This window comes from Amycolatopsis sp. CA-126428 (assembly GCF_002904335.1).
Lineage (GTDB): Bacteria > Actinomycetota > Actinomycetes > Mycobacteriales > Pseudonocardiaceae > Amycolatopsis.
Genome location: NZ_PPHF01000089.1, coordinates 1 through 20,758, shown reverse-complemented (window position 1 = coordinate 20,758; position 20,758 = coordinate 1). Strand labels below are relative to the sequence as shown.

The following is a 20,758-nucleotide window of genomic DNA, read 5'->3' as shown; positions in this document are numbered from 1 at the left end:
TACGCCGGAAGCGGCACCCCGCCAAGGGGCGCCGCTTCCGGGACGTGGCAGCCACAGCCACCAGGTACGACTCAACCGGTGTGCCGACTCCGGACATGACCGACTTGGCGATGCCCGAGACCGCAGATTCTCAGTCCTTCCCGCCGGACCCCCGGTAAGGGAAGCAAGCCACCGTCACGGCGCCGACCGCTGCGATGACTTCCGCGGCGAGCTTCCAAATAAGGATCCAGGTCAGTGGACTCTCTGCGAACCAGATGGCAATAACAATCCCGATGACCGCGGAGACCAACCACATGACCGCGAAGAAGCACTGGATTACGCCGTGGGGATCGATACGCCGCATTGCGTGCGTGGCCTTCCCCAGCGCCCGGCTGAGGACGTACCGCTTCGACCTCGGCAGCTTCTTGATGTACCTCTTGGCCTTGCTGATGGACTTCTTGAGTTTCTTGAGTGCGCTCTTGACGCTCTTGTTGCCGCAATCGCAGCCGCCCCCACCCTCCTCCCTGTTGATCTGACCGGTGACGTCAGACATGTTGGCCGGGTCGGCCGGGTAGTTGTAGGCGTTGGTGTTGCCGGCACGGACGGGATCGACCGACAGGAACAAGCCGGTGGCGGGGTTGTACAGCCGAGCGCCCATGAGGGTCAGGCCGGCGCCGGACACCGCTCGTTGCTTGGTGCCGAGCCAGCCGTACGCCGCCGCTCCGGTCTGGTTGGTGTTGGCCGCCGCGGGATTGCCGTACTCGTCGAAGTCGTTCCAGCCGTTGAGTGCGGTCGCGGTGGTGGCCGGTGTGGCCAGATCTACTGTGGACACTATGTCGCCGTGGGGGTTCGCGATGGTCAGCGACCCGGCGCCGGTCTGGTCCACGGTCAAGGCGAGGTCGTCGCCGACGAGTTCGGCATAGCGGCGGGTCGCGGTGCCCGTGCTGATCCAGGTCGGATTGTCCGAGCCGTCGGTGTAGTGCCGCACGCTCACCGTGGTGCTGCTGTCGTCGACGACCGACTCGGTGTAGCGCCGGTCGGCCGCGTCCAAGGTGAACGAGGTGGTCACGCCGTTCTGGGCGATGGACTTGGCCTGGTCACCGTCGTAGTAGCCGATCGTGACGTTTCCGGCTGTCGGGCGCGGGGCGTCCGCGGCGGGCAGGGTCAGGGTGCGGCCGAGTTCGTCGTAGCTGTATCCGGTGTTCGGGCGGTCGGCAGCGTCGAACGACCGTGACACCGTAGTGCCACCCGTGGTGGTACACGCCCCGTCCGCCGCGGGTGGGCGGGTGGCCTTCGCGAGCCGGTTGTCGTTGCCGTCGAACGAATACGCGCGGGTGACACAGCCTGGTGCCGATGCCGGGTCGGTGACGTCGACGCCGGTCGAGGCTGCCGTCCGGTCGCGCACCTCGGCCAGCCTCCCGGCCCCGTCGTAGGAGTTGGCGCGGTCGTAGGGCACCGCGTCGCCGGTGTCCGTCGGATCACCGTCGGCGGCCGGACCGGTGAAGGCCGAGCCGTCCGGCGTCCATTCGTGGACGACCCGTCCGGCAGCGTCGTTGTCCAACGACCAGGACAGCCAGCCACCATCGGAGCCGGTGTAGCTCAGCCCGGTCTTCGTGCCGGTGTTGTCCAGGTCGATCCGCCGCGTCAACCCGCCGGGCAGCTGCTCCACGGTCAGGCCGCTGTCAGCGTCGTACGCTCCGGTCGACGTCCATGTTGACCCGGCCGTGCTCACCTCGACCTTGGTCGGCAGGCCTCGCCGCTCGATCTTGCCGGCCGCGTCGGTTCCGTCGTAGGTGTAGCGGGTGACGGCGTTGGCGTCGGTGACAACGGCCGCCGCCCCATCGGCGCCGTAGCCGGTCGTCGTGGCCGACTCACCCGACGGCTGGTAGCTGACCTGCCTGCCCCAGGCATCGAATCCGGTCTCCACGACAGAGGCGACCGTGCCATCGGCGTTGCGGGCCGTGATGGTGGTGGCAGCACCGGTGGCCGGGTCGTAGGTCGTCTCCTTCCTGGTGTTCGGGGTCGAACCGGGCAGCCCGGACACCGTGGTCGTGACGGAGGAGGCCCGCCCGTCGGCCAGGTAGGCGGTCGTCGTGGTGCGGCTGACCCCGCCGGAGGTCGCGACCACGGTGGTCGGCGCCAGCAGGTAGCTGAAGCCGGTCGTGGTGGTCGCTGGGAGCGCCGGACCGGACGACGGTGCCGCCGCGGGGAAGCGGGTACAGACCAGGCCGGCCCACTGTGGTTTCGAGCCGCATTCGGGGTGCGCCGCGTTTGCCGCAGCCCCGTAGTAGACCGTGTCGAGGGTTCCCGCGTCGGAGCCGGTCGACGTCGGCTGCCGGTCCTCCACCACGCGGTTTTCGGCGTCGTAGCGGGTGACCTTCGTGACGTCACCGGCCGACACCGCGCCGTTCAGGTCGACGTCGGTGGTGACCCGGCCGGGCAGCCCGAGAGCCCAGCCGTCCGGATCACCTGGCACGGGTGCTGTGTAGTCGGTGAGCGTGCGGCTGATCGGCTCCACATCCTGGCCGGTGCCGGGATCATTGGCGTAGCTGGTCTCGGTGGTCGCCAGCCGGTAGGGCATTCCCGTGGCGGGGTTGACGCCGCCGTTCGGTGCGCCCTGGTCGAACTCGATCTTGCGGTGCGTACGCAGCAACCGGGTGCTGCCGTCTCGCAGTGTCGCCATCTTGGCCGGGCCATAGCTGTCGGTGATCAGCGTCTCGTCCTGGTTGTAGACCGTGGTCGAGGCGAGCTGATCGGCGCCGGCCTCCGCACCGTCGAGGATCAGCCGAAGTGCCCGCTGGTCCAGCTCACGCACCTCGTTGCCCTTGGCGTCGTAGTCGGTGGCCGTGTACTGCCACGCGCCCGCGCCGAACTCGGCGGTGTTCACGGTGTAGCCGTCGTCATCGGTGTACTGCAGCCGGGCGTACTCCCAGTCACCGGCGGCAATACCGGACGGCGTGGTCGCGGGGGCCGGGTGCTCGGCCCCGAAGACCGCGAAACCCTTGACCGGATACGACACCTGCCCCCACTTGTCCACAGTAGACGATGTGAGGTCGGGTAGCCCCTGTCCAGCCGTCGGCACGTCGTAGACGAACGACGCGAGAGTGGCGGTGCCGCCGGTGGGGTCGCCGGCCGGCCGGTCGCGTTTCACGTTGGCCAGCTTCACGTCCGGTGCGGCGGTGTAGGTGAGCTGGAACGGGATCTGTCCCGGCGGCGCCACCGAAGTGAGGCGGTTGCCCCCGTCGTAGCCGTAACCGACGGTCAGGTTGCTGCGGGGATCGGTCGCGGTGGCCAGCCGTCCCACGGCATCGTAGCCGTAAGCCGCGACCTTGATCGAGTCCATGCCGGCGCCGCCCGGCTTGTCCGGGTTGTAGATGTCCAGCCACGCGGTGACCAGACGGCCGTTGGCGGAGCCGGAAGTTCCGTAGTCGAACCTCAGCGACCGGCAGCCGACCGCGTTGGCGTAGGCGCCCTGCGCGTCCGCACAGACGACGCCGGGTGCGGCGGGCGCCAGGATGCGGGCGACGCGGCCGGTGGCGTCATAGGTGTACGCGGTCTTTCCGGCCACCCCGGCCTCGGCGACGCTCGAGGGCCGGAACGTCCCGGCCGCGGCCGCCGTCGGCGCGGTGGCGGCGGTCGTGACGAAGGTGGTCGTCGTGCCGTCGTCCTCGGTGTAGGCGATGGTCGTTCCCGCTCCGGTGCTGCCCACCGTGAGCTTGGCCCTTCCCTGTGCGGCGTCTTCCTCCGCCGGCACCCACGTTCCCGCCTCCAGCGTTGCGGTGCTGCGCCGCTTGCTGCTCGGCGACTCGAACACCATCGTCGTGTTGTCGCCGTCGACGAGCGCGATGGTGCCGTCGGTCCGGGTGTTGTCGATCACCTGCATGCCGGCAACGCCCGCTTCGGCACCGTCGAACCCGGCGGTCCAGCCCGGCCCGAACACACCGGTGACGGTATCGTTGGCGCCGGCGAAAGTGGAGTGCGAACGGGACACCGTCAGGTCACCGGTGTAACCGGGCACCGAGATGTCCGTCGCCTCGGTGTTGAACTCGCCGGTCCACAACGCCACCTGTCCCGGGCCCTCTTCGGCGGTGGGGAAGCCGTTGCCGAAGGCGTGCGGCACCCGCAGCACACTGCTCTTGGTCTGGGACCAGGTGCACTGCGTCGTGCTCGTGTAGGTCAGGCACACCTGGACGTCCAGCAGCGCGGGCAGCCGGTCATTGAGCACCGTCGGCTGCACGCCGGCGGAGCTCGGGTCGGCGTCGAGCTGTCCGTCCTGCGTGTCCGCGGCGGTGTTCCAGATTCCCGACACCGTCACGCCCGCGGCACCGTTGTCAGTCACCGTCAGCGGGGCGCTGGCCGCGGTGTTCCAGCCGGCCGACTCACTGGCGCCGCCATAGCCCGATAGCCGCCACCGCACCGAAGCGGTCGGGGTGGCCGAGCTGCCCTTCGGGGGACCCGACGCGGCGATCCTGACCCCGCCGGTCGTGGTGAGCCGGGGGCTGACCGCCGGACTGCTCAACGTCGAGCCGCCATAGCCGAACGAGTAGGTCGAGGCGGTGGACAGCTTGCCGGCCGGGGTTTCGGCCTGCGCTTTGATGGTGTGCAGCCCCGGGGAGTTCGGCATGGTGATGACCGCTTTGCCGACGTTCGGGTCACTGGAGGGGGTGATCTTGAGCTGCCCCGGCGCGCCACCGGTGAAGTTGGTCGGACGGAGCTGGCCGTCGACGGTGACCCGGACGTATCCCGGGGCGTTGAAGCCCGGGCCGGGTGCGGCAATGGTGCAGGTGAAGTTCGCCGCGGGCGGCGTGTCGGTCCAGGAACCGTTGGCGTACGGGCAGGTGATCGTCGGAGCGGCGGGCACAGCCGAACCGACGCGGATCAGGACCCATCCTGACCAGCCGGAGCGCAACGAGCCGTCGAAGGTTCTCGCCCGCACGACGATCGCCGTGTTGTCCGGGAGTTCAGCGGTGGGCCGACAGCCCGCGGTGGTCCCGGAGGCGTATGCCGAACTTGTGCAGCTGGCTTTCAGCGTCGTCGAGGACACCACGGTCGAGGTGTGGTATTCGAACTCGTAGCGGACGGTGTTGCCGTCGGCGTCAGTGCCCTTGGTCTGCACCCATGGCCGTCGGCCGGCGGCGTAGTAGTAGGTCGCCCCGCCCGGGGCGGCGTAGCCGAGAGTTTCGGTGACCGTCGGTATCGCGGGCACGGCGGGCGGCCGGTTGTAGGTGTAGGAGATGTAGGGGTCCGCCGAGCCCTCGCTGGAGTGGAACCTCTTCCAGGAATTGGAATCGGCTTCGTTGGCCGCCATCACCGTCAGTCCGCCGGTCGGGTAGGTCGCGTTGGACCACGCCTGGACCAGGCCGGTGATCGGCACGGACACCCGGCCTGCCGGGCAGTTCCCGTCGTGCCCCTTGGCCCACGAGGCCGAACCGTACTGGGCGCCGATGGTCGGTTGGGACGTCCAGCGCGTGGCCGTCGACGCGGGGGTAGAGCTCCGCACGACGAAAGCGGAGGCGGTGCACGAGTACGACCACGTCTCGAAGAGGAACAGGTTCGCGCTGACTATCTGCTTGCCGGTGAACGGGGCGACGGAGAAGTTGAGGAACGACCGCGCCTTGACCGCACCGTCGTTGTAGGTGCCCACCTTCAGCTCCGGGGACGCCGACTGGTCGGTCGTGTAGTCCGACTGCGCCCAGGTGTCGAAGCTGGAGTAGGCAGTGCCGGCCGCGTAGGTGGGATCGACCGTGATCGGGTACGTCCGCTTGACGTCGTTGAACCACCGTGCGTCGGGGGTGACCACCAACGTCGCCGCCCCGTTGGCCGCGGTCTCCACGGCGGTCTTGACCGGTGTCCGGTTGGTCGGTTCGCCGCTGCGCCGGTCGACTGCTGCGTCCCACATCAGCGGGACCGGAATGCTGGAGTGCACTCGGTTCGCGGAATCGACGAAGTCGATCGTGCCGTCGGTTTTCTGCTGGGCGGTCAACCCCTTCAACTGCAGGGGGATCCGCCACTCCGGCGCGGCCGCCGGCCGGCGCTTGACGACGAAGTCGTACTCGAAGCCCGAACGGCGGGCGTGCAGGACCAGGTCGACCCCCGGCTGAATGTCCGGGTACGTCGCCTTCGTGCCGTCGAGCACCGGTGCCGGCAACGTCCACGGTGCCAGCCACTCGACCTGCCGAGCCGGATCGGCGGCCGCCGTCGCGAACGCCGCGCCGGCCTTGCCGGTCTTCTTGCCCAGCTTCAATCCCATCGGGTGGCCAACCGGAGCCACTGCGCCGTCCGCGCCCTCACGCCAGTTCAAGTCCACCGGACGCCACTTGCCGGCGGAGTCCTTGAACCGGATCGGCGCCCCGTGCGCCTCCGTGGTCAAGGTCCCTTCCGGGTTCGACCAGGTCGTGGAGGTCTCGGTGCGCAGTGATTCCACCTCGACCCGCGACCCCTGTGCCCGCGCCGACACCGCCGCGGACACCACGTCCGGCCGCGAGTCCACGCGAACCGGTGCAACCTGCGGTTCCGCAGCGCTCGCGACAGGCTCGACCACCGCGACGGCGCCGAACACCAGGGCCAACGCCGTCGTGACCGACACTATTCGCGCCGCCAACGATCCCGGTCTGGGCGACAAGAGCAATCCCGAAAAAGACACAGACCCCACCTCGATGACTCAGCCTGCGAGCACGCCGCCAAAGTGGGCCGCATCACCCGAAACCGGAAGATCCCCAATAAATTCGAACGTGTGTAGCACCCGGCGTTCGGGCAACAGCGTAATACTGGGCTGCAGTGTCACCGCGGGCAAGCTGCCATTCGAGTGAATAGCCTTTGGTTCACAAACGTCGATCGGACGTTTCATCATTCAGTTTCAGGCTTGCCTCTTCGGGAGCTTTCTCCAATTTATTTTTAATAGAATCTGCCACATGAGACACGTGCGTGCGGTTGACAGGTTTAGCCCGTTTCCGCCGCCGTACCTGATCGGACTAGTGCCATGACCGAAATGTCGGCCAGGTCCGAGTTGGGGTCGATGACGGAAGGACAACGCCCTGGAAGGCCGACATCAGGACACTGGATGCCAACGCCGGAACTCAAGCGCAGGCGCATGGCGCTTGCATCTCTCCCCAGCGGGCAGGATCACGCACCGACGACGAACATCAAGCACGGCCCAGCGCATACGAACGCCGCGGCCACCCACTCACCCCACGGCCATTGCCGTACTAGCTAGCCGGGCAAGTCCCGGCTATTCGCCTTCGAGCTCGGCGAGCACCTCTGCCGCGGTTTGGCTGCCTTCGGCGGCGAGCCGGCGAAGTTCGGCGAGGTCTTCGCGTTCGGTGGCGAGCTCGATGAGCAGGTCGACGGCGTCGGAATGCCCGGCGGCGGCCCACCGGCGCAGCTCGGCGGTGTCACCGCGCTCGGCCGCCAGCTCGATGGCTTCGCTGGGATCGGTCACGGAGACTCCTCGGGGACGAAGCGGTAGCCGATACCCGTTTCGGTGATCAGGTACCGCGGGCGGGACGGCTCGGGTTCGAGCTTGCGCCGCAACTGTGCCATGTAGACACGCAAGTAGTGACCGCGGTCCGCGTAGTCCGGCCCCCAGACCGTGGTCAGCAGGTGTTTGCCGCTGATCAGGGAGTCAGGGTTGCGGACGAGCAGTTCGAGGATGGCCCATTCCGTCCGTGTGAGGTGCACGGTGGCCTCACCCCGGCGGACGGTCTTGGCCGCGACGTCCACCGTGAACGCGGCGGTGTTGACGACCAGAGCAGGCTCGGGCGGCGCGCTGAGAGCCAGCCGGCGTTCCGCGACGCGCAGGCACGCGAGCAGCTCGTCCATCCCGAACGGCTTGGTCACGTAAGTATCGGCGCCGGTGTCGAGGGCCCGGATCTTGTCAGCGGACCGGTCCCGGGCCGAGAGCACGATGATCGGCATCGCGCTCCAGGTGCGCAGCTCGCGGATCACCTCGATACCGTCGATGTCGGGCAGCCCCAGGTCGAGCAGGACCAGGTCCGGACGCTCGGTCGCCGCGGTCAGCAGCGCGGAAGCGCCGTCGGCGGCGGTGACCACCGAGTAGCCGCGGGCGGTGAGGTTGATCCGCAGGGCCCGCACGAGCGCGGCTTCGTCGTCGACCACGAGCACGGACGTCATCGCGTCACCGCCGGCAGGGACACGACGATCGTCAGTCCGCCACCCGGGGTGTCCTCGGCCCGGATGTCGCCGTCCATCGCCTCCACGAACCCCTTCGCGACCGACAGACCCAGCCCGACACCGGTCGTGGTGTTGCGGTCACCGAGCCGCTGGAACGGCGCGAACGCCGAATCGGCGGTGCCTTTCGGCAAGCCGCGGCCGTGGTCGACGATCCGCAGCTCGACGCGACCCCCGTAGGCGCTCGCGCGCACGGCGACTTCACCATCGCCGTGGCGCAGCGCGTTGTCGATCACGTTGGCGATCGCCCGTTCCAGCAAGCCGGGGTCCGCGGTGACCGCGGGCAACCGGTCGTCGATGTCCAGCACGACCTTGTCGCCGCCCTCCACCGCGGCCAGTGCGGTGGCGACGACTTCGTCGTAGCCGACTGGTCGAAGCACCGGCTGGACCGCGCCGGCGGCCAGCCGGGAGGAGTCGAGCAGGTTGTCGATCAGGCCGGAGAGCCGGTCGGTGGACTCCTCGCCGGCGGCAAGCAGCTCTTCGGCGTCCTCCTCGGACAGACTGACGTCCTGGGCGCGCAAGCCGCCGAAGACGGCCTTGATGGAGGTCAGTGGGGTGCGCAGGTCGTGTCCGATGGCCGAGAGGAGCGCTGTCCGCAGCTCGGTGGTTTCCGCCCGGTGCTGCGCTTCTTGCGTCTGTGCGGCCATCCGCTGCTGCCGCAGGGCGAGCAGGGCCTGGCCCGCCGCGGCTTCGAGGACGCGCTGGTCGTGCGCAGGCAGCGTCCGGCCGCGCAGCGCGAGGTGGACGTCGTCGGTCACCGGCACGTCGACGTCGGCCTCGTCCGGGTCGTCGCACGGCCGGTCCCCCGTGCAGGCCGCGCGGACCCATGTGTCGTCCTGCTTCTCCAGCAGCGAGACGGATTCGAGCCCGAAGTTCTCCCGCACCTTTTCCAGCAGCCGCTGCAACGGATCGCCGTCGCCGAGGACGGTCCGCGCGTAGGAGGCCAGCAGCGCGGCCTCGGTCCGAGCTCGCGCCGCGGCGTCGGCCCGGCGTGAAGCCCGGTCGACGACGAGCGCGAACGCCACCGCGACGACGACCATCGCGACCAGCGTGATGACGTTCTGCTGGGCGTCCACGGTCAGCGTGTACAGCGGCGGGGTGAAGAAGAAGTTCAGCAGCAACGCACTCGCGATGGACGCGAACAGCGCGGGCCCGAGGCCGCCGACGAGGGCCACGATGATCGTCGCCAGGAAGTAGTCGATGACGTTGGTGGACAGGATCAGCGTCTGCCGCAGCACCACACCGATCAGCGTCGCCACCGCGGGCAGGAGCAGCGCGAGCGCCCAGCCGAGGAGCTGCCGCCGCCGGGCCAGCGAGCTGCGAGGGAACAGCTTCGCGCGCAACCGGCCACCGGACTCGTCGTGGGTGACCATGTGCACGTCGATCGGCCCGGACTCCTGCACCACCGTCGCGCCGATGCCTTCGTCGAACAGCCGCGCCACCCGGGAGCGCCGGGACGTGCCCACCACGACCTGCGTCGCGTTCACACCGCGGGCGAAGTCGAGCAGCGCGATCGGGACGTCGTCGCCGACAACGGTGTGGAAAGTGGCGCCGACGTCCTCGGCGAGCTTGCGGTACTCGGCGAGCGCCTGCGGGGAGACACCGGCCAGGCCGTCCCCACGCAGGATCTGCAGCACCAGCAGTTCGGCCCCGGCCCGCTTCGCGATGCGCCGGGCCCGCCGGATCAGCGTCTCGCTCTCCCGGCCGCCGCTGATCGCGACGACCACCCGTTCCCGCGCCTCCCAGGTGTCGGTGATGTCGCGTTCGCTGCGGTAACGCTGCAGGGCGACGTCGACCTGGTCGGCCACCCACAGCAGGGCCAGCTCCCGCAACGCGGTGAGGTTGCCGGGCCGGAAGTAGTTGCCCAGCGCGGCATCGATCCGGTTGGCCGGGTAGACGTTGCCGTGGGCGAGCCGCCGCCGCAGCGCCTCCGGCGTGATGTCGACCAGCTCGAGCTGCTCGGCGCGGCGCACGACCTCGTCGGGGACGGTCTCCTGCTGGGCAATGCCGGTGATCCGCTCGACGACGTCGTTGAGGCTCTCCAGGTGCTGCACGTTGACCGTCGAGAGCACGTCGATCCCGGCGTCCAGCAGTTCGTCGATGTCCTGCCAGCGCTTCTCGTTGCGCGAGCCGGCCACGTTCGTGTGCGCCAGCTCGTCCACGACCGCGACCTCCGGGGCGCGGGCGAGGATCGCGTCGACGTCCATCTCTTCGAAGGCGTGCCCGCGGTACTCCAGCTTGTGCCGCGGAACGGCTTCGAGCCCCTCCAGGAGCTCGGCGGTCTTACGGCGGCCGTGCGTCTCCACCAGGCCGACGACGACGTCGGTGCCGCGGTCGAGCCGGCGGCGGGCCTCCCCGAGCATGGCGAAGGTCTTCCCCACGCCCGGGGCGGCCCCCAGGTAGATCCGCAGCTCACCGCGGCGGCGCTTGCCCGCGTCCGCTGTCGTCACCGGTCAGTGCCTGGCCGCCGCGACGGCGAGGTTGAGCTGCAGCACGTTCACCGCCGGGTCGCCGAGCACGCCGAGCCCGCGCCCGGTGGTGTCGGCGTCGACGAGCTTGCGGACTTCGTCCTCGCTCAGGCCGTTCTCCCGCGCGACCCGCGGCACCTGCAGCTCGGCGTAGGCCGGGCTGATCTGCGGGTCGAGCCCGGACGCCGACGCGGTCACGGCGTCGGCCGGGACCTTCGAGACGTCGACGCCTTCCCGCTTGGCGATCAGGTCCTGCCGCTGTTTCACCGTAGCCAGCAGATCCTCGTTCGCGGTGCCCTTGTTCGAGGCACCCGAGGTCGACGGGTCGCCCGGCCCGAGCGGGTCCTTCGAGCCGGCCGAAGGCCGGTTGTGGAAGAACGGGTCGTGTGCCGGGTCCTTCGCCACCGGGTCGACGCCGATCAGCGAGGACCCGACGGCCTGGCCGTTCTGCGTGACGATCGAGCCCTCGGCCCGGTCCGACAGGCCGGGGATGCGAGCCACCGCCCACACCGCCAGCGGATAAACAACTCCCACCAGTACGGTGAGCACCAGCAGCATCTTCAGGCCGGCGACGGTTTGCTTGTACAGCACCTTCATGGTCACATTCCCGGGATCAGTCGGACGAGCAGGTCGACGAGCCAGATCCCGGCGAACGGCGTCACGATGCCGCCCAGGCCGTAGATCAGCAGGTTCCGCCGCAGCAGGGACTTGGCGCTGGAGGGCTTGTACCGCACTCCGCGCAGGGCGAGCGGGATCAGCGCCACGATGATCAACGCGTTGAAGATGACCGCGGACAGGATCGCCGAGTCCGGCGAGTGCAGGCCCATGATGTTCAGGCCGCCCAGCTGCGGGTAGATCGCCGCGAACATCGCGGGCAGGATCGCGAAGTACTTCGCCAGGTCGTTGGCGATGGAGAACGTCGTCAGCGCCCCGCGGGTGATGAGCAGCTGCTTGCCGATCTCCACGATCTCGATCAGCTTCGTCGGGTTCGAGTCGAGGTCGACCATGTTGCCGGCTTCCTTCGCCGCCATGGTCCCGGTGTTCATCGCGACCCCGACGTCCGCCTGGGCCAGCGCGGGAGCGTCGTTGGTGCCGTCACCGGTCATCGCGACCAGCCGGCCACCCTCCTGCTCCTTCTTGATCAGCGCCATCTTGTCCTCAGGCTTGGCTTCCGCGAGGAAGTCGTCCACCCCGGACTCGTCGGCGATCGCCTTGGCTGTCAGCGGGTTGTCACCGGTGATCATGACGGTCTTGATGCCCATCGTGCGCAGCTCAGCGAACCGCTCGCGCATGCCGGGCTTCACGACGTCGGACAACCGGATGACGCCCCGCACGATCGCCACGCCTTCGACCTGTTCGGCGACGACGAGCGGCGTGCCACCCTCGGCGCTGATCGTGTCGACGACCGTGTGCACCTGGTCGGGAACGGTGCCACCGTGCTCGGCGACCCAGGCCCGGACCGCGCTGGCGGCACCCTTGCGCACGACACGGCCGCCCAGGTCGATACCACTCATCCGGGTCTGCGCGGTGAAGGGGACGAACTCGCCGGACTTCTCCGCTTCGCTCGGCTCGGAGGGCAGGACGTGCTCGCGGGCACAGAGGTCGATGATGCTGCGCCCCTCGGGCGTGCCGTCGGCCAGGCTCGAGAGCCGCGCGGCGATCGCCAGGTCGTCCAGTGTGGACGAGCCGACCGGCAGCAGCTCGGTCGCCTGCCGGTTGCCGAAGGTGATGGTGCCGGTCTTGTCGAGCAGCAGCGTCGAGACGTCGCCCGCGGCCTCGACCGCCCGGCCGCTCGTCGCGAGGACGTTGCGCTGCACCAGGCGGTCCATGCCCGCGATGCCGATCGCGGACAGCAACGCGCCGATCGTCGTGGGAATCAGGCAGACCAGCAACGCGGTCAGCACGATCACCGACTGCTGGCCACCGGAATAGCTCGCCATCGGCTGCAGCGCCACGACCGCGAGGACGAAGATGATCGTCAGCACGGCCAGGAGGATGGTCAGCGCGATCTCGTTGGGCGTCTTCTGCCGCGAAGCACCTTCCACCAGCGCGATCATGCGGTCCACGAAGGACTCGCCCGGCTTGGTCCTGATCTCCACCACGATCCGGTCGGACAGCACGGTCGTGCCGCCGGTGACCGCCGACCGGTCGCCGCCGGACTCCCGGATCACCGGGGCCGACTCGCCGGTGATGGCCGACTCGTCGACGGTCGCGATGCCCTCGACGACGTCACCGTCACCCGGGATCACCTCGCCCGCCTCGACGACGACGCGGTCGCCGATCTTCAGCTCGACACCCGGCACGCTTTCTTCGGTGCCGTCGGAGCGCAGCCGCCGGGCGACCGTCTCCTTCTTCGTCCGCCGCAATGACTCGGCTTGGGCTTTACCGCGTCCTTCGGCGACCGCTTCGGCGAGGTTGGCGAACAGCACGGTGAACCACAGCCACAACGCGACGCCGATGTTGAACACGCCCGGGTCGGTGATCGCGAAGACCGTGACCAGGGCCGAGCCGACCCAGACGACGAACATGACGGGGTTGGCCAGCTGGTGCTTCGGGTTGAGCTTCCGGAAGGCGTCCGGCAGGGACGTCCAGAGCTGCCGGGGGTTGAACACCCCCGCGCCGACCCGGCCCGCGTTCTCGACGTGGTGCTGGGTGGCTTCCTCGGGGGAACGTTCGGTCGTGATGGTCATGCGAGGGCCTCCGCGATGGGACCGAGGGCGAGGGCGGGGATGAAGGTCAGGGCCGCGACCAGCACGACGGTGCCGCCCAGCATCGTCGCGAACAGCGGGCTGGTGGTCGGCAATGTGCCGGCCGTTTCCGGGGTCTTCTTCTGCGCGGCCAGCGAACCGGCCAGGCAGAGCACGGCCAGGATGGGGACGAACCGGCCGAGCGCCATGCAGACGCCGAGGGTCGCCTGGTACCAGTCGTTGGTGACGGTGATGCCGGCGAACGCGCTGCCGTTGTTGTTACTGGCCGAGGTATAGGCGTAGAGCAGCTCGGAGAAGCCGTGCGCGCCGGGGTTGTTGAACGCGTCGGTGTTGCCCGGGATCAGCAGGGCCGCGCCGGCGCCGATGAGCAGCACCGTGGGCATCGCGAGGATCGCGATGGCCGAGCAGGTGACTTCCCGCTTGCCGAGCTTCTTGCCCAGGTACTCCGGCGTCCGGCCGACCATCAGCCCGGCGAGGAACATCGCGATGATCGCCATCACCAGGATGCTGTAGAGGCCGGTGCCGACACCGCCGGGCGACAGCTCGCCGAACATCATGTTCAGCAGCGTCCCGAACCCGCCGAGGCCGGTGAAGCTGTCGTGCATGGAGTTGACCGCGCCGGTCGAGGTGCCGGTGGTCGAGTCGGCGAACAACGCCGACGCGGCGAGCCCGAACCGGGTTTCCTTGCCTTCCATGGCCGCGCCGGCCAGCCTCGCGGCCGCGCCGTTGGCGTGGGTCTCGCCCCACCAGATCACCGTGAGCATCCCGGCCCACAGCACGCCCATGACGCTGAGCAGGACGTAGCCCTGCTTGGTGTTGCCGACCAGCTTGCCGAAGGTGCGGGTCAGGCTGACCGGGATCACCAGCAGCAGGAAGATCTCGATCAGGTTCGACCACGAGTTCGGGTTCTCGAACGGGTGCGCGGAGTTGGCGTTGAAGATGCCGCCACCGTTGGTGCCGAGCTCCTTGATGGCTTCCTGGCTCGCCGCCGGGGCGAGGGCGATGGTGCTGCCGGAGCCGTCGGGGTTGAGCACGGAGACACCGGACTTCAGGCTCTGCACCACGCCGAGGGCGACCAGGACGATCGCGAAGACGAACGAGAGCGGCAGCAGCACGCGGACCGTGCCACGGGTCAGGTCGACCCAGAAGTTGCCGAGCCGGTCGCTCTTCGACCGCGTGAACGCGCGGGTCAGCGCGATCGCCACGGCCAGCCCGACGCCGGCAGAGACGAAGTTCTGCACCGTCAGCCCGGCCATCTGGACCACGTGACCCATGACACCCTCGGGGATGTAGGACTGCCAGTTCGTGTTGGTCACGAAGCTGACCGCGGTGTTGAACGCGATCCCGGGGCTGACCTCACGGCCGAAATTCAGTGGCAGCAGCGGCTGGATGCGTTGCAGCAGGTAGAGGAACAGCACCGAGACGAACGAGAATCCCAGCACGCCGGAGGCGTAGGTCTTCCAGTGCTGCTCGGACTCCGGGTCCGCGCGCACGATCTTGTAGACGGCCTTCTCCAGCCGCCAGTGCTTCGTGCTGGTGAACACCCGGTGCAGGTAGTCGCCCAGCGGCCGGTACACCAGCGCCAGCGCGAGCAGCAGGAGACCGACCTGCCCCAGGCCGGCCCACGTCGAGGACATCAGAACTTCTCCGGTTTGATCAACGCGATGAACAGGTAGACGATCAGGGCCAACGCCAGGACGCCGCCGACGACGTTGGCGACCACGCCGGTGCCGCTCACAACCGCTCCAATCCACGCAGGGTCAAGGCCAGCACGGCGAACACGACGATCGCCAGCAGCACATAGGCCAGATCGGCCATGGCACTGCTCCTTTCTCACGCACGACAATCCGAGGTCGACCGAATGGTGACCGGACTGGCGGAAGCGTGCCTGCCGGAGCTCCCGTTCGGATGTCACCTGACGGAGTCTTGATGCCTCCGCACGGCGCGTTGACGCGTTCTTGACGGAGTCCCCGAACGCCCATTCCGGACTTGGTCACAACTCGGCGTCGACGGGGTGAACGGCTCGCATCGCCGGGAATTCGAGGCCACCCTTGAACGATCACGTCTTCAGCCCGATCCGGATCTCATCCCGGGAGTTCTCTTGGCAGCAGACCCCGAGCTCCGCACGTCCCTTCCCCGGCAGGCCAACGTCCAGGTCAGCCACAGCAGTCACGACGGCGCGATCTCGGTCGTCGTGACCCTCGACGGCCAGGTCCGCGACCTGCAGCTGGCCGACACCGTCAGCACCCGCCCCGCGGCCCAGCTGGCCCGGGACATCCTCGAGTGCATCCACTCCGCCCAGGCCCTGTTCGACCCGGGCCCGGTCAGCCGTTGAGGTAGCGCTCGTACACTTCGACCCAGAGGTCCAAATCGGACAATTCGCCAACAAGCCGGTAGCCGGCGGCGGTGAGGGAGAACAGCACCTCACCGCCCGGCCTGCCGTCCCAGGTACCCACCGCCGAGCGCCGGATCGCGCCTTCCGCCGCCAGCGCCCGCAACGCGGAGGCGAGGACACGCCGCGGGACCGCCCGGCGCAGCGCGACGACGGTGCGAGCGCCGGACGCGAGCTCGTCGAGCAGCTCCACTGCACCGGGGCAGCAGATCACGCGCACGAGACCGGATTCGGCCATGGCAGCTCCCCAGAGACGACGTGCCGGAACCGTAGGCAGCCGCCCGGCGAAGACCAGCGTCGTTGACGGGAATCTGACGAGGTCCCCGGAGACACTTACGGTTTCCCTACGCCGATGCGCATATCTTGATGTTTTCCCTACGCCGGTCGCGGGCGACGGCAGGCACGCTGCGGTACGTGCCGGCACCTACCTCATGGCTGAAGCGGCTGGTCCTCGGCCGGCCGTTCCGCAGCGACACCCTCGGCGAGACCCTGCTGCCGAAGTGGCTCGCGCTGCCCATCTTCGCCAGCGATCCCCTCTCCTCGGTCGCCTACGCGACGCAGGAGATCCTGCTCATCCTCTCGATCGGCGGCCTCGCCTACTTCACACTCGCCCCGTGGGTCGGCCTGGGCGTGGCCGTGCTGCTCACCGTGGTGGTGATCTCCTACCGGCAGGTCGTGAAGGCCTACCCCAGCGGCGGCGGCTCCTACGAAGTCGCTTCCCGCAACCTCGGGTCCCACGCCGGACTCGTCGTCGCCGGGGCGCTGATGGTCGACTACATCATGACCGTCGCCGTCTCGGTCGCCTCGGGCGTCGACAACATCATCTCGGCCGTGCCCGAACTCAACGACCAGCGCATCCTGCTCGACATCGTGTTCATCGTCCTGCTGATGGCGATGAACCTGCGCGGCATCCGCGAATCCGGCCGCGCCTTCGCCGCGCCGACGTACCTGTTCATCGCCACGGTGATGCTGATGATCGTGGTCGGCTTCTTGCGCGTTGCCACCGGACACCCCCCGGTCTCCGAAAGCGCCGGCTACGCCGTCCGGCCCGAACAGGCCGGCCTGACCGGCTTCGCGTTGGTGTTCCTGCTGCTGCGGTCGTTCTCCTCCGGCTGCACCGCGCTCACCGGCGTCGAAGCCATCTCCAACGGCGTCCCGGCCTTCCGCAAACCCAAAGCACTCAACGCCGCCCGCACCATGACCGCCATGGGCGCCACCGCCGTCGTGATGTTCGGCGGCATCACCGCGCTGGCGCTGATCACCAAGGTGCACATCGCCGAGAACACCTGCGACCTGACCGGCTTCCGCGGCGACTGCACCGCCGACCCCCAGCGCACCGTCATCAGCCAGATCGCCGCGGCCGTCTTCGGCGGCGACCACGCGGTGCTGTTCTACATCTTGCAGGCGGCGACCGCGCTGATCCTCATCCTGGCCGCGAACACCGCGTTCAACGGCTTCCCGCTGCTGACCTCGATCCTCGCCCAGGACCGCTACCTGCCCCGCCAGCTGCACACCCGCGGCGACCGGCTTGCCTTCTCCAACGGCATCATCGCTCTGTCCCTCGTGGCCGGAATCCTGATCTTCGCCTTCGACGGCTCCACCACCCGGCTCATCCAGCTCTACATCCTCGGCGTGTTCACCTCGTTCACGCTGTGCCAGGCCGGGATGGTTCGACACTGGAACCGGGTACTCGCCGACACCGCCGACGCCCGCGAACGCCGGGCGGCCCAGCGATCGCGACTGATCAACGCCGTCGGCGCGCTCCTGACCGCCATCGTCCTCGTCGTCGTCCTGATCACCAAGTTCACCCACGGCGCCTACTTGGTCGTCATCACCATCCCCGCGCTGTACCTGTTGATGCGCGCGATCCACCGGCACTACACCCACGTCCGCGAAGAACTCCAGCCGGACGACGAGTTCGAACTGCTCCCCAGCCGCGTCCACGCGATCGTGCTCGTGTCCACATTGCACAAGCCGAGCCAGCGCGCGATCGCGTTCGCCCGCGCCACCCGGCCCGACACGCTGAGCGCCATCACCGTCAACGTCGACGACGCCGACACCCGCGAGCTGCAGCGCCAGTGGGAGCGGCGTGCGATGAAGATCCCGCTGAAGGTGATCGAATCCCCCTATCGCGAAATCACCCGGCCGGTCGTGCAGTACGTCAAGAACCTCCGGCACGACCGTCCCCGCGACGTGGTCTGCATCTACATTCCCGAGTACGTCGTCGGTCGCTGGTGGGAGAACGCCCTCCACAACCAGAGCTCGCTGCGGCTCAAGGGCCGGCTGCTGTTCGAGCCCGGGGTGATGGTGACCAGCGTGCCGTGGCAGCTGCGCTCCACCGCACGCCGCGACCTGCAGCGCGTCCGCCCGCTGCCGGGCGACCTCCGCCGCGGCGTCACCACGCAGCGCCGGTCCTGATCTCTGGAGGCTGCCCAACGGTTCGGTCGTGGTGCCATCCACGACCGGCGCGCCGTGGTCGGCACGAGCTCACCTGCTCGCGTCTGGTACCGGATCGCCCTGTCGGGGAAGGGGAATGGCCGGTCGGCCGGCGTCGTGCTCGCGTTCGCGCAGCGGAACGCGGGCCGCGCGCAGAGTGGAGGCGAACCCCAGTGCGGTGAGGGCGCACAGCCCCAGCACCACCGCGGCACGACCGGCTTGGGGCGTGAAGGCCAGCTCGCCGTGCCTGCCTAGGACGAAGCCGACGTGGAGCGCCCAGCACACGGTAGCGGTCGCCAAGGTGGCCCGAACGGTCGTGACCATGGCAGTGGCGTCGACCACTGCGACCATCGCGACGAGCGAGATGATCGGAACGCTCGGGGCACCTGCGGCAACGGACAGCACCGTGGCGGTCACGCCAAGCGCCATTCCGAGAGGGAACCCGAACCCCGCTGGGACAGGCGGAGCTGTGTGCATACTGGCAAGTTCAGCCGATCACGGACATGGCGACACTGCCGTTTGCGTATTCCGAACGACGCGACGGCCGTTCTTGATATCTTGGCGACCCTCGGGCGGGAGAACGTACTGGATCGACGGCCTCGACGTCGGCCGCCAAGTGCCCCACCAGGCCCGCCACTCCCTGGCCACCAGCCTGCTGCGCGCCGGTGCCACCCTGACTCACGTCCGCCGTTACCTCGGCCACATCTCCGAGAAAATGGCGGAGCGCTACATCCATCTCGCCCAGTCTGACCTGGAAGGTGTTCTGCAGCGGGTCTGGGTGGCCGGCCCCGGCACCACCAATCCCGGAGAACTCCTCACCGGTGAGGCGGCTACTCCACTCACCCGCGAGCAGGCCCAGGCCCTGGCTATCGACCTGTCGCGGCGCAGCACCCCGGCCGAGGGCGGGTTCTGCACCTTCCAACCCGTTGTCGACGGCGGCAATTGTCCCTGGAACCTCAACTGCCATTCCTGCGACAAGTTCGTCCTGTCCGGCGCGGATCTCCTTTACTGGCGTCGAAAGCGCGAGCAATGGCGGCAGCTTGCGGAAGGAGCCCCGGACGACGCGACCGCCGACTACCTGCACGCCTACTTCGAGCCCACCGCCAAAGCGATCGACGGCCTGGAGAAGGCCCTCGCTGGGCTCGGCCTGCTCGGCCAAGCGCTCGCGTTGGACCTGCGCAAGCCCCAGGGCTACTTCCACCGCGTCTGGACCACGGCCTTCCGCGCCACCGATCTCGCCATCGCAGCCGACGGCGAGGCTGACAGCACCACCGAGGACTCTGGAGAAGCCACCGCATGACCATCCCGACCGTTGCCGAACCTCGCACGGCCGCCGCGCAGGCTGCCCGCCGCCGCAGCACGCATGCCGCTCTCGAGCGCGTCCATGATGCGATTTCGCTGCTAAGTCGGGAAAAGCTCCCGGTCACCGTCGCTACCGTGAGTCGTCGGGCCGCTGTCTCGCGGACGTTCCTCTACGAAAACCCCGAGGCACGCAACGCGGTCGCCACGGCCGTCGCGAACGCCGACCAGCGCCGCGGCCAAGCGCTGGCTGATCTGGACGATGAGCGAGAGGCGACCTGGCGGGAGCGGGCGCTCAACGCCGAGGACGCCCTCAAAGCCGCCAACACCGAGATCCTCAACCAGCGAACCCGCATCGACGAACTCCTCGGCCAGATCCGCGACCTGCAAGCCGAATGGACCGAGGAAGCCATCCAGCGGATCACCACCCTCAAACAACGCGTCCGGCAACTCACCGCTGACAACCGCACCCTGGAGGAACGGCTGGCGGCCGCGCGATCGAACCTGCGCTTCCAGGACCGCCGCGTCGCCGACCTAGAGGCGAAACTCGCTGACCCGGCCACGATCACCTGACCGTAACGCCGCTACACCCCGCCTGCGGCTCGGCCATGCAGGAGGTGCGGACCTTGCGTCACATGCCCGGTCATGACCTCGGCTCAACGGTGTCCGGGCCTGCCTTCCGCTCAAGGTCTTTGAGGTAGTACTCCATGTTGGAAGCTATCTTGTCCAGTACCGGGCTGCAACGCGCTGGCCGACATCCCCATCCTGCCGACCGTCGCCGGGGTGGACAGTGCCGCGACGTCGAGCTTCGCCCACAGCGCGGAGCAGGCGAGTGCCGGCGCCTACACCGTATTCGTCTAGACCATTGACCTGGTGAGTGGGACAGGCCTACCGTGAGGTACTGCTTCCTCGAACGTCGGCTCGTGCGACCAGGTACAGACCGCTCCATAGTTCCGAGGTGTCCGCGCCCAACACGATTGCGCGTGCTGACAACGTTGTCGCGTCCCGTCTTCGAGAATCCGATCGGAGTCACCCCACCCCGGACAAAGGAGTCGCCGATGCGAACTCGAAGAAAGCTGACTGCGATCATCGCCGCGCTCGCGGCGGTCGCGGCGACGGCCGTGTGGGGCGGCGCCACCCCTGCCGCCGCCTCCGGCCCCGCGCTCCTGCCGTTGTCCATCACCAACAACACCGGCCACGGCGACGCCGTCTACCTGTACGTGCTCGGCGTCAACCTCAGCACCGGCCGGCTCGGCTACGTCAACGCCGGCGGCACCTTCACCGCGTGG

At 68.8% G+C, this 20,758-nt stretch carries 15 protein-coding genes and 1 pseudogene; 6 read left to right on the top strand and 10 right to left on the bottom strand.

Going from position 1 to position 20,758, the window contains the following annotated elements; genetic code table 11:
- Positions 1-130 precede the first annotated feature (130 nt).
- Positions 131-6,229 (bottom strand): DNRLRE domain-containing protein, encoded by a 6,099-nt coding sequence (locus C2L58_RS24230; RefSeq protein WP_233225892.1) that lies wholly within the window; start codon positions 6,227-6,229, stop codon positions 131-133.
- Between the two features lie 82 nt (positions 6,230-6,311).
- Here C2L58_RS24230 and C2L58_RS50580 point away from each other — a divergent pair, with 82 nt between their 5' ends.
- Positions 6,312-6,788: a hypothetical protein gene (locus C2L58_RS50580; protein ID WP_233225891.1), complete on the top strand. Its 477-nt coding sequence runs from the start codon at positions 6,312-6,314 to the stop codon at positions 6,786-6,788.
- Positions 6,789-7,207: 419 nt separating this feature from the next.
- Here C2L58_RS50580 and C2L58_RS24225 read toward each other — a convergent pair whose 3' ends face one another.
- Genes C2L58_RS24225 through kdpF form a run of 7 tightly spaced genes read right to left on the bottom strand, consistent with a single transcriptional unit; the run spans position 7,208 to position 15,080 of the window.
- Positions 7,208-7,417 (bottom strand): hypothetical protein, encoded by a 210-nt coding sequence (locus tag C2L58_RS24225; RefSeq protein ID WP_103339909.1) that lies wholly within the window; start codon positions 7,415-7,417, stop codon positions 7,208-7,210.
- Positions 7,414-8,109 carry a response regulator gene (locus C2L58_RS24220; RefSeq protein ID WP_103339908.1) on the bottom strand — a complete coding sequence of 232 codons (696 nt, stop codon included), beginning with the start codon at positions 8,107-8,109 and terminating at the stop codon, positions 7,414-7,416. The genes C2L58_RS24225 and C2L58_RS24220 overlap by 4 nt, the downstream gene beginning before the upstream one ends.
- Entirely contained in the window at positions 8,106-10,616 is a 2,511-nt protein-coding gene (locus C2L58_RS24215; protein WP_103339907.1) for a sensor histidine kinase, read from the bottom strand. Before C2L58_RS24215 ends, C2L58_RS24220 begins: the two co-directional genes overlap by 4 nt.
- A 3-nt stretch (positions 10,617-10,619) precedes the next feature.
- Positions 10,620-11,231, bottom strand: coding sequence for a K(+)-transporting ATPase subunit C (kdpC, locus tag C2L58_RS24210; protein WP_199191411.1), 612 nt, complete (start codon positions 11,229-11,231; stop codon positions 10,620-10,622).
- Between the two features lie 2 nt (positions 11,232-11,233).
- Positions 11,234-13,324, bottom strand: coding sequence for a potassium-transporting ATPase subunit KdpB (kdpB, locus tag C2L58_RS24205; protein WP_103339905.1), 2,091 nt, complete (start codon positions 13,322-13,324; stop codon positions 11,234-11,236).
- Positions 13,321-14,979: a potassium-transporting ATPase subunit KdpA gene (gene kdpA / locus C2L58_RS24200; RefSeq protein WP_103339904.1), complete on the bottom strand. Its 1,659-nt coding sequence runs from the start codon at positions 14,977-14,979 to the stop codon at positions 13,321-13,323. The genes kdpB and kdpA overlap by 4 nt, the downstream gene beginning before the upstream one ends.
- Positions 14,979-15,080, bottom strand: coding sequence for a K(+)-transporting ATPase subunit F (kdpF, locus tag C2L58_RS24195; RefSeq protein WP_020639212.1), 102 nt, complete (start codon positions 15,078-15,080; stop codon positions 14,979-14,981). The genes kdpA and kdpF overlap by 1 nt, the downstream gene beginning before the upstream one ends.
- Before the next feature lie 363 nt (positions 15,081-15,443).
- On the opposite strand from kdpF, the gene C2L58_RS24190 reads away from it, so the two are divergent.
- Positions 15,444-15,677 carry a YbaB/EbfC family nucleoid-associated protein gene (locus tag C2L58_RS24190; protein ID WP_103339903.1) on the top strand — a complete coding sequence of 78 codons (234 nt, stop codon included), beginning with the start codon at positions 15,444-15,446 and terminating at the stop codon, positions 15,675-15,677.
- Here C2L58_RS24190 and C2L58_RS24185 read toward each other — a convergent pair.
- Complete coding sequence (locus C2L58_RS24185; protein ID WP_103339902.1) at positions 15,667-15,972, bottom strand: winged helix-turn-helix transcriptional regulator; 306 nt, start codon at positions 15,970-15,972, stop codon at positions 15,667-15,669. The genes C2L58_RS24190 and C2L58_RS24185 overlap by 11 nt on opposite strands.
- 176 nt (positions 15,973-16,148) lie before the next feature.
- Here C2L58_RS24185 and C2L58_RS24180 point away from each other — a divergent pair, with 176 nt between their 5' ends.
- A complete protein-coding gene (locus C2L58_RS24180) occupies positions 16,149-18,152 on the top strand; it encodes an APC family permease (protein WP_103339919.1) in 2,004 nt (667 codons plus the stop codon).
- Between the two features lie 69 nt (positions 18,153-18,221).
- Here C2L58_RS24180 and C2L58_RS49320 read toward each other — a convergent pair whose 3' ends face one another.
- Positions 18,222-18,587 carry a hypothetical protein gene (locus C2L58_RS49320; protein ID WP_158264158.1) on the bottom strand — a complete coding sequence of 122 codons (366 nt, stop codon included), beginning with the start codon at positions 18,585-18,587 and terminating at the stop codon, positions 18,222-18,224.
- A 199-nt stretch (positions 18,588-18,786) separates the two neighbouring features.
- Here C2L58_RS49320 and C2L58_RS49315 point away from each other — a divergent pair, with 199 nt between their 5' ends.
- From C2L58_RS49315 to C2L58_RS24165, 3 genes and pseudogenes are all read left to right on the top strand, one after another.
- Entirely contained in the window at positions 18,787-19,470 is a 684-nt protein-coding gene (locus tag C2L58_RS49315; protein WP_158264157.1) for a tyrosine-type recombinase/integrase, read from the top strand.
- A complete protein-coding gene (locus C2L58_RS24170) occupies positions 19,467-20,042 on the top strand; it encodes a DUF6262 family protein (protein ID WP_103339900.1) in 576 nt (191 codons plus the stop codon). The genes C2L58_RS49315 and C2L58_RS24170 overlap by 4 nt, the downstream gene beginning before the upstream one ends.
- Positions 20,043-20,527: 485 nt before the next feature.
- Positions 20,528-20,758: pseudogene (locus C2L58_RS24165) on the top strand (sugar hydrolase); the annotation flags it as partial.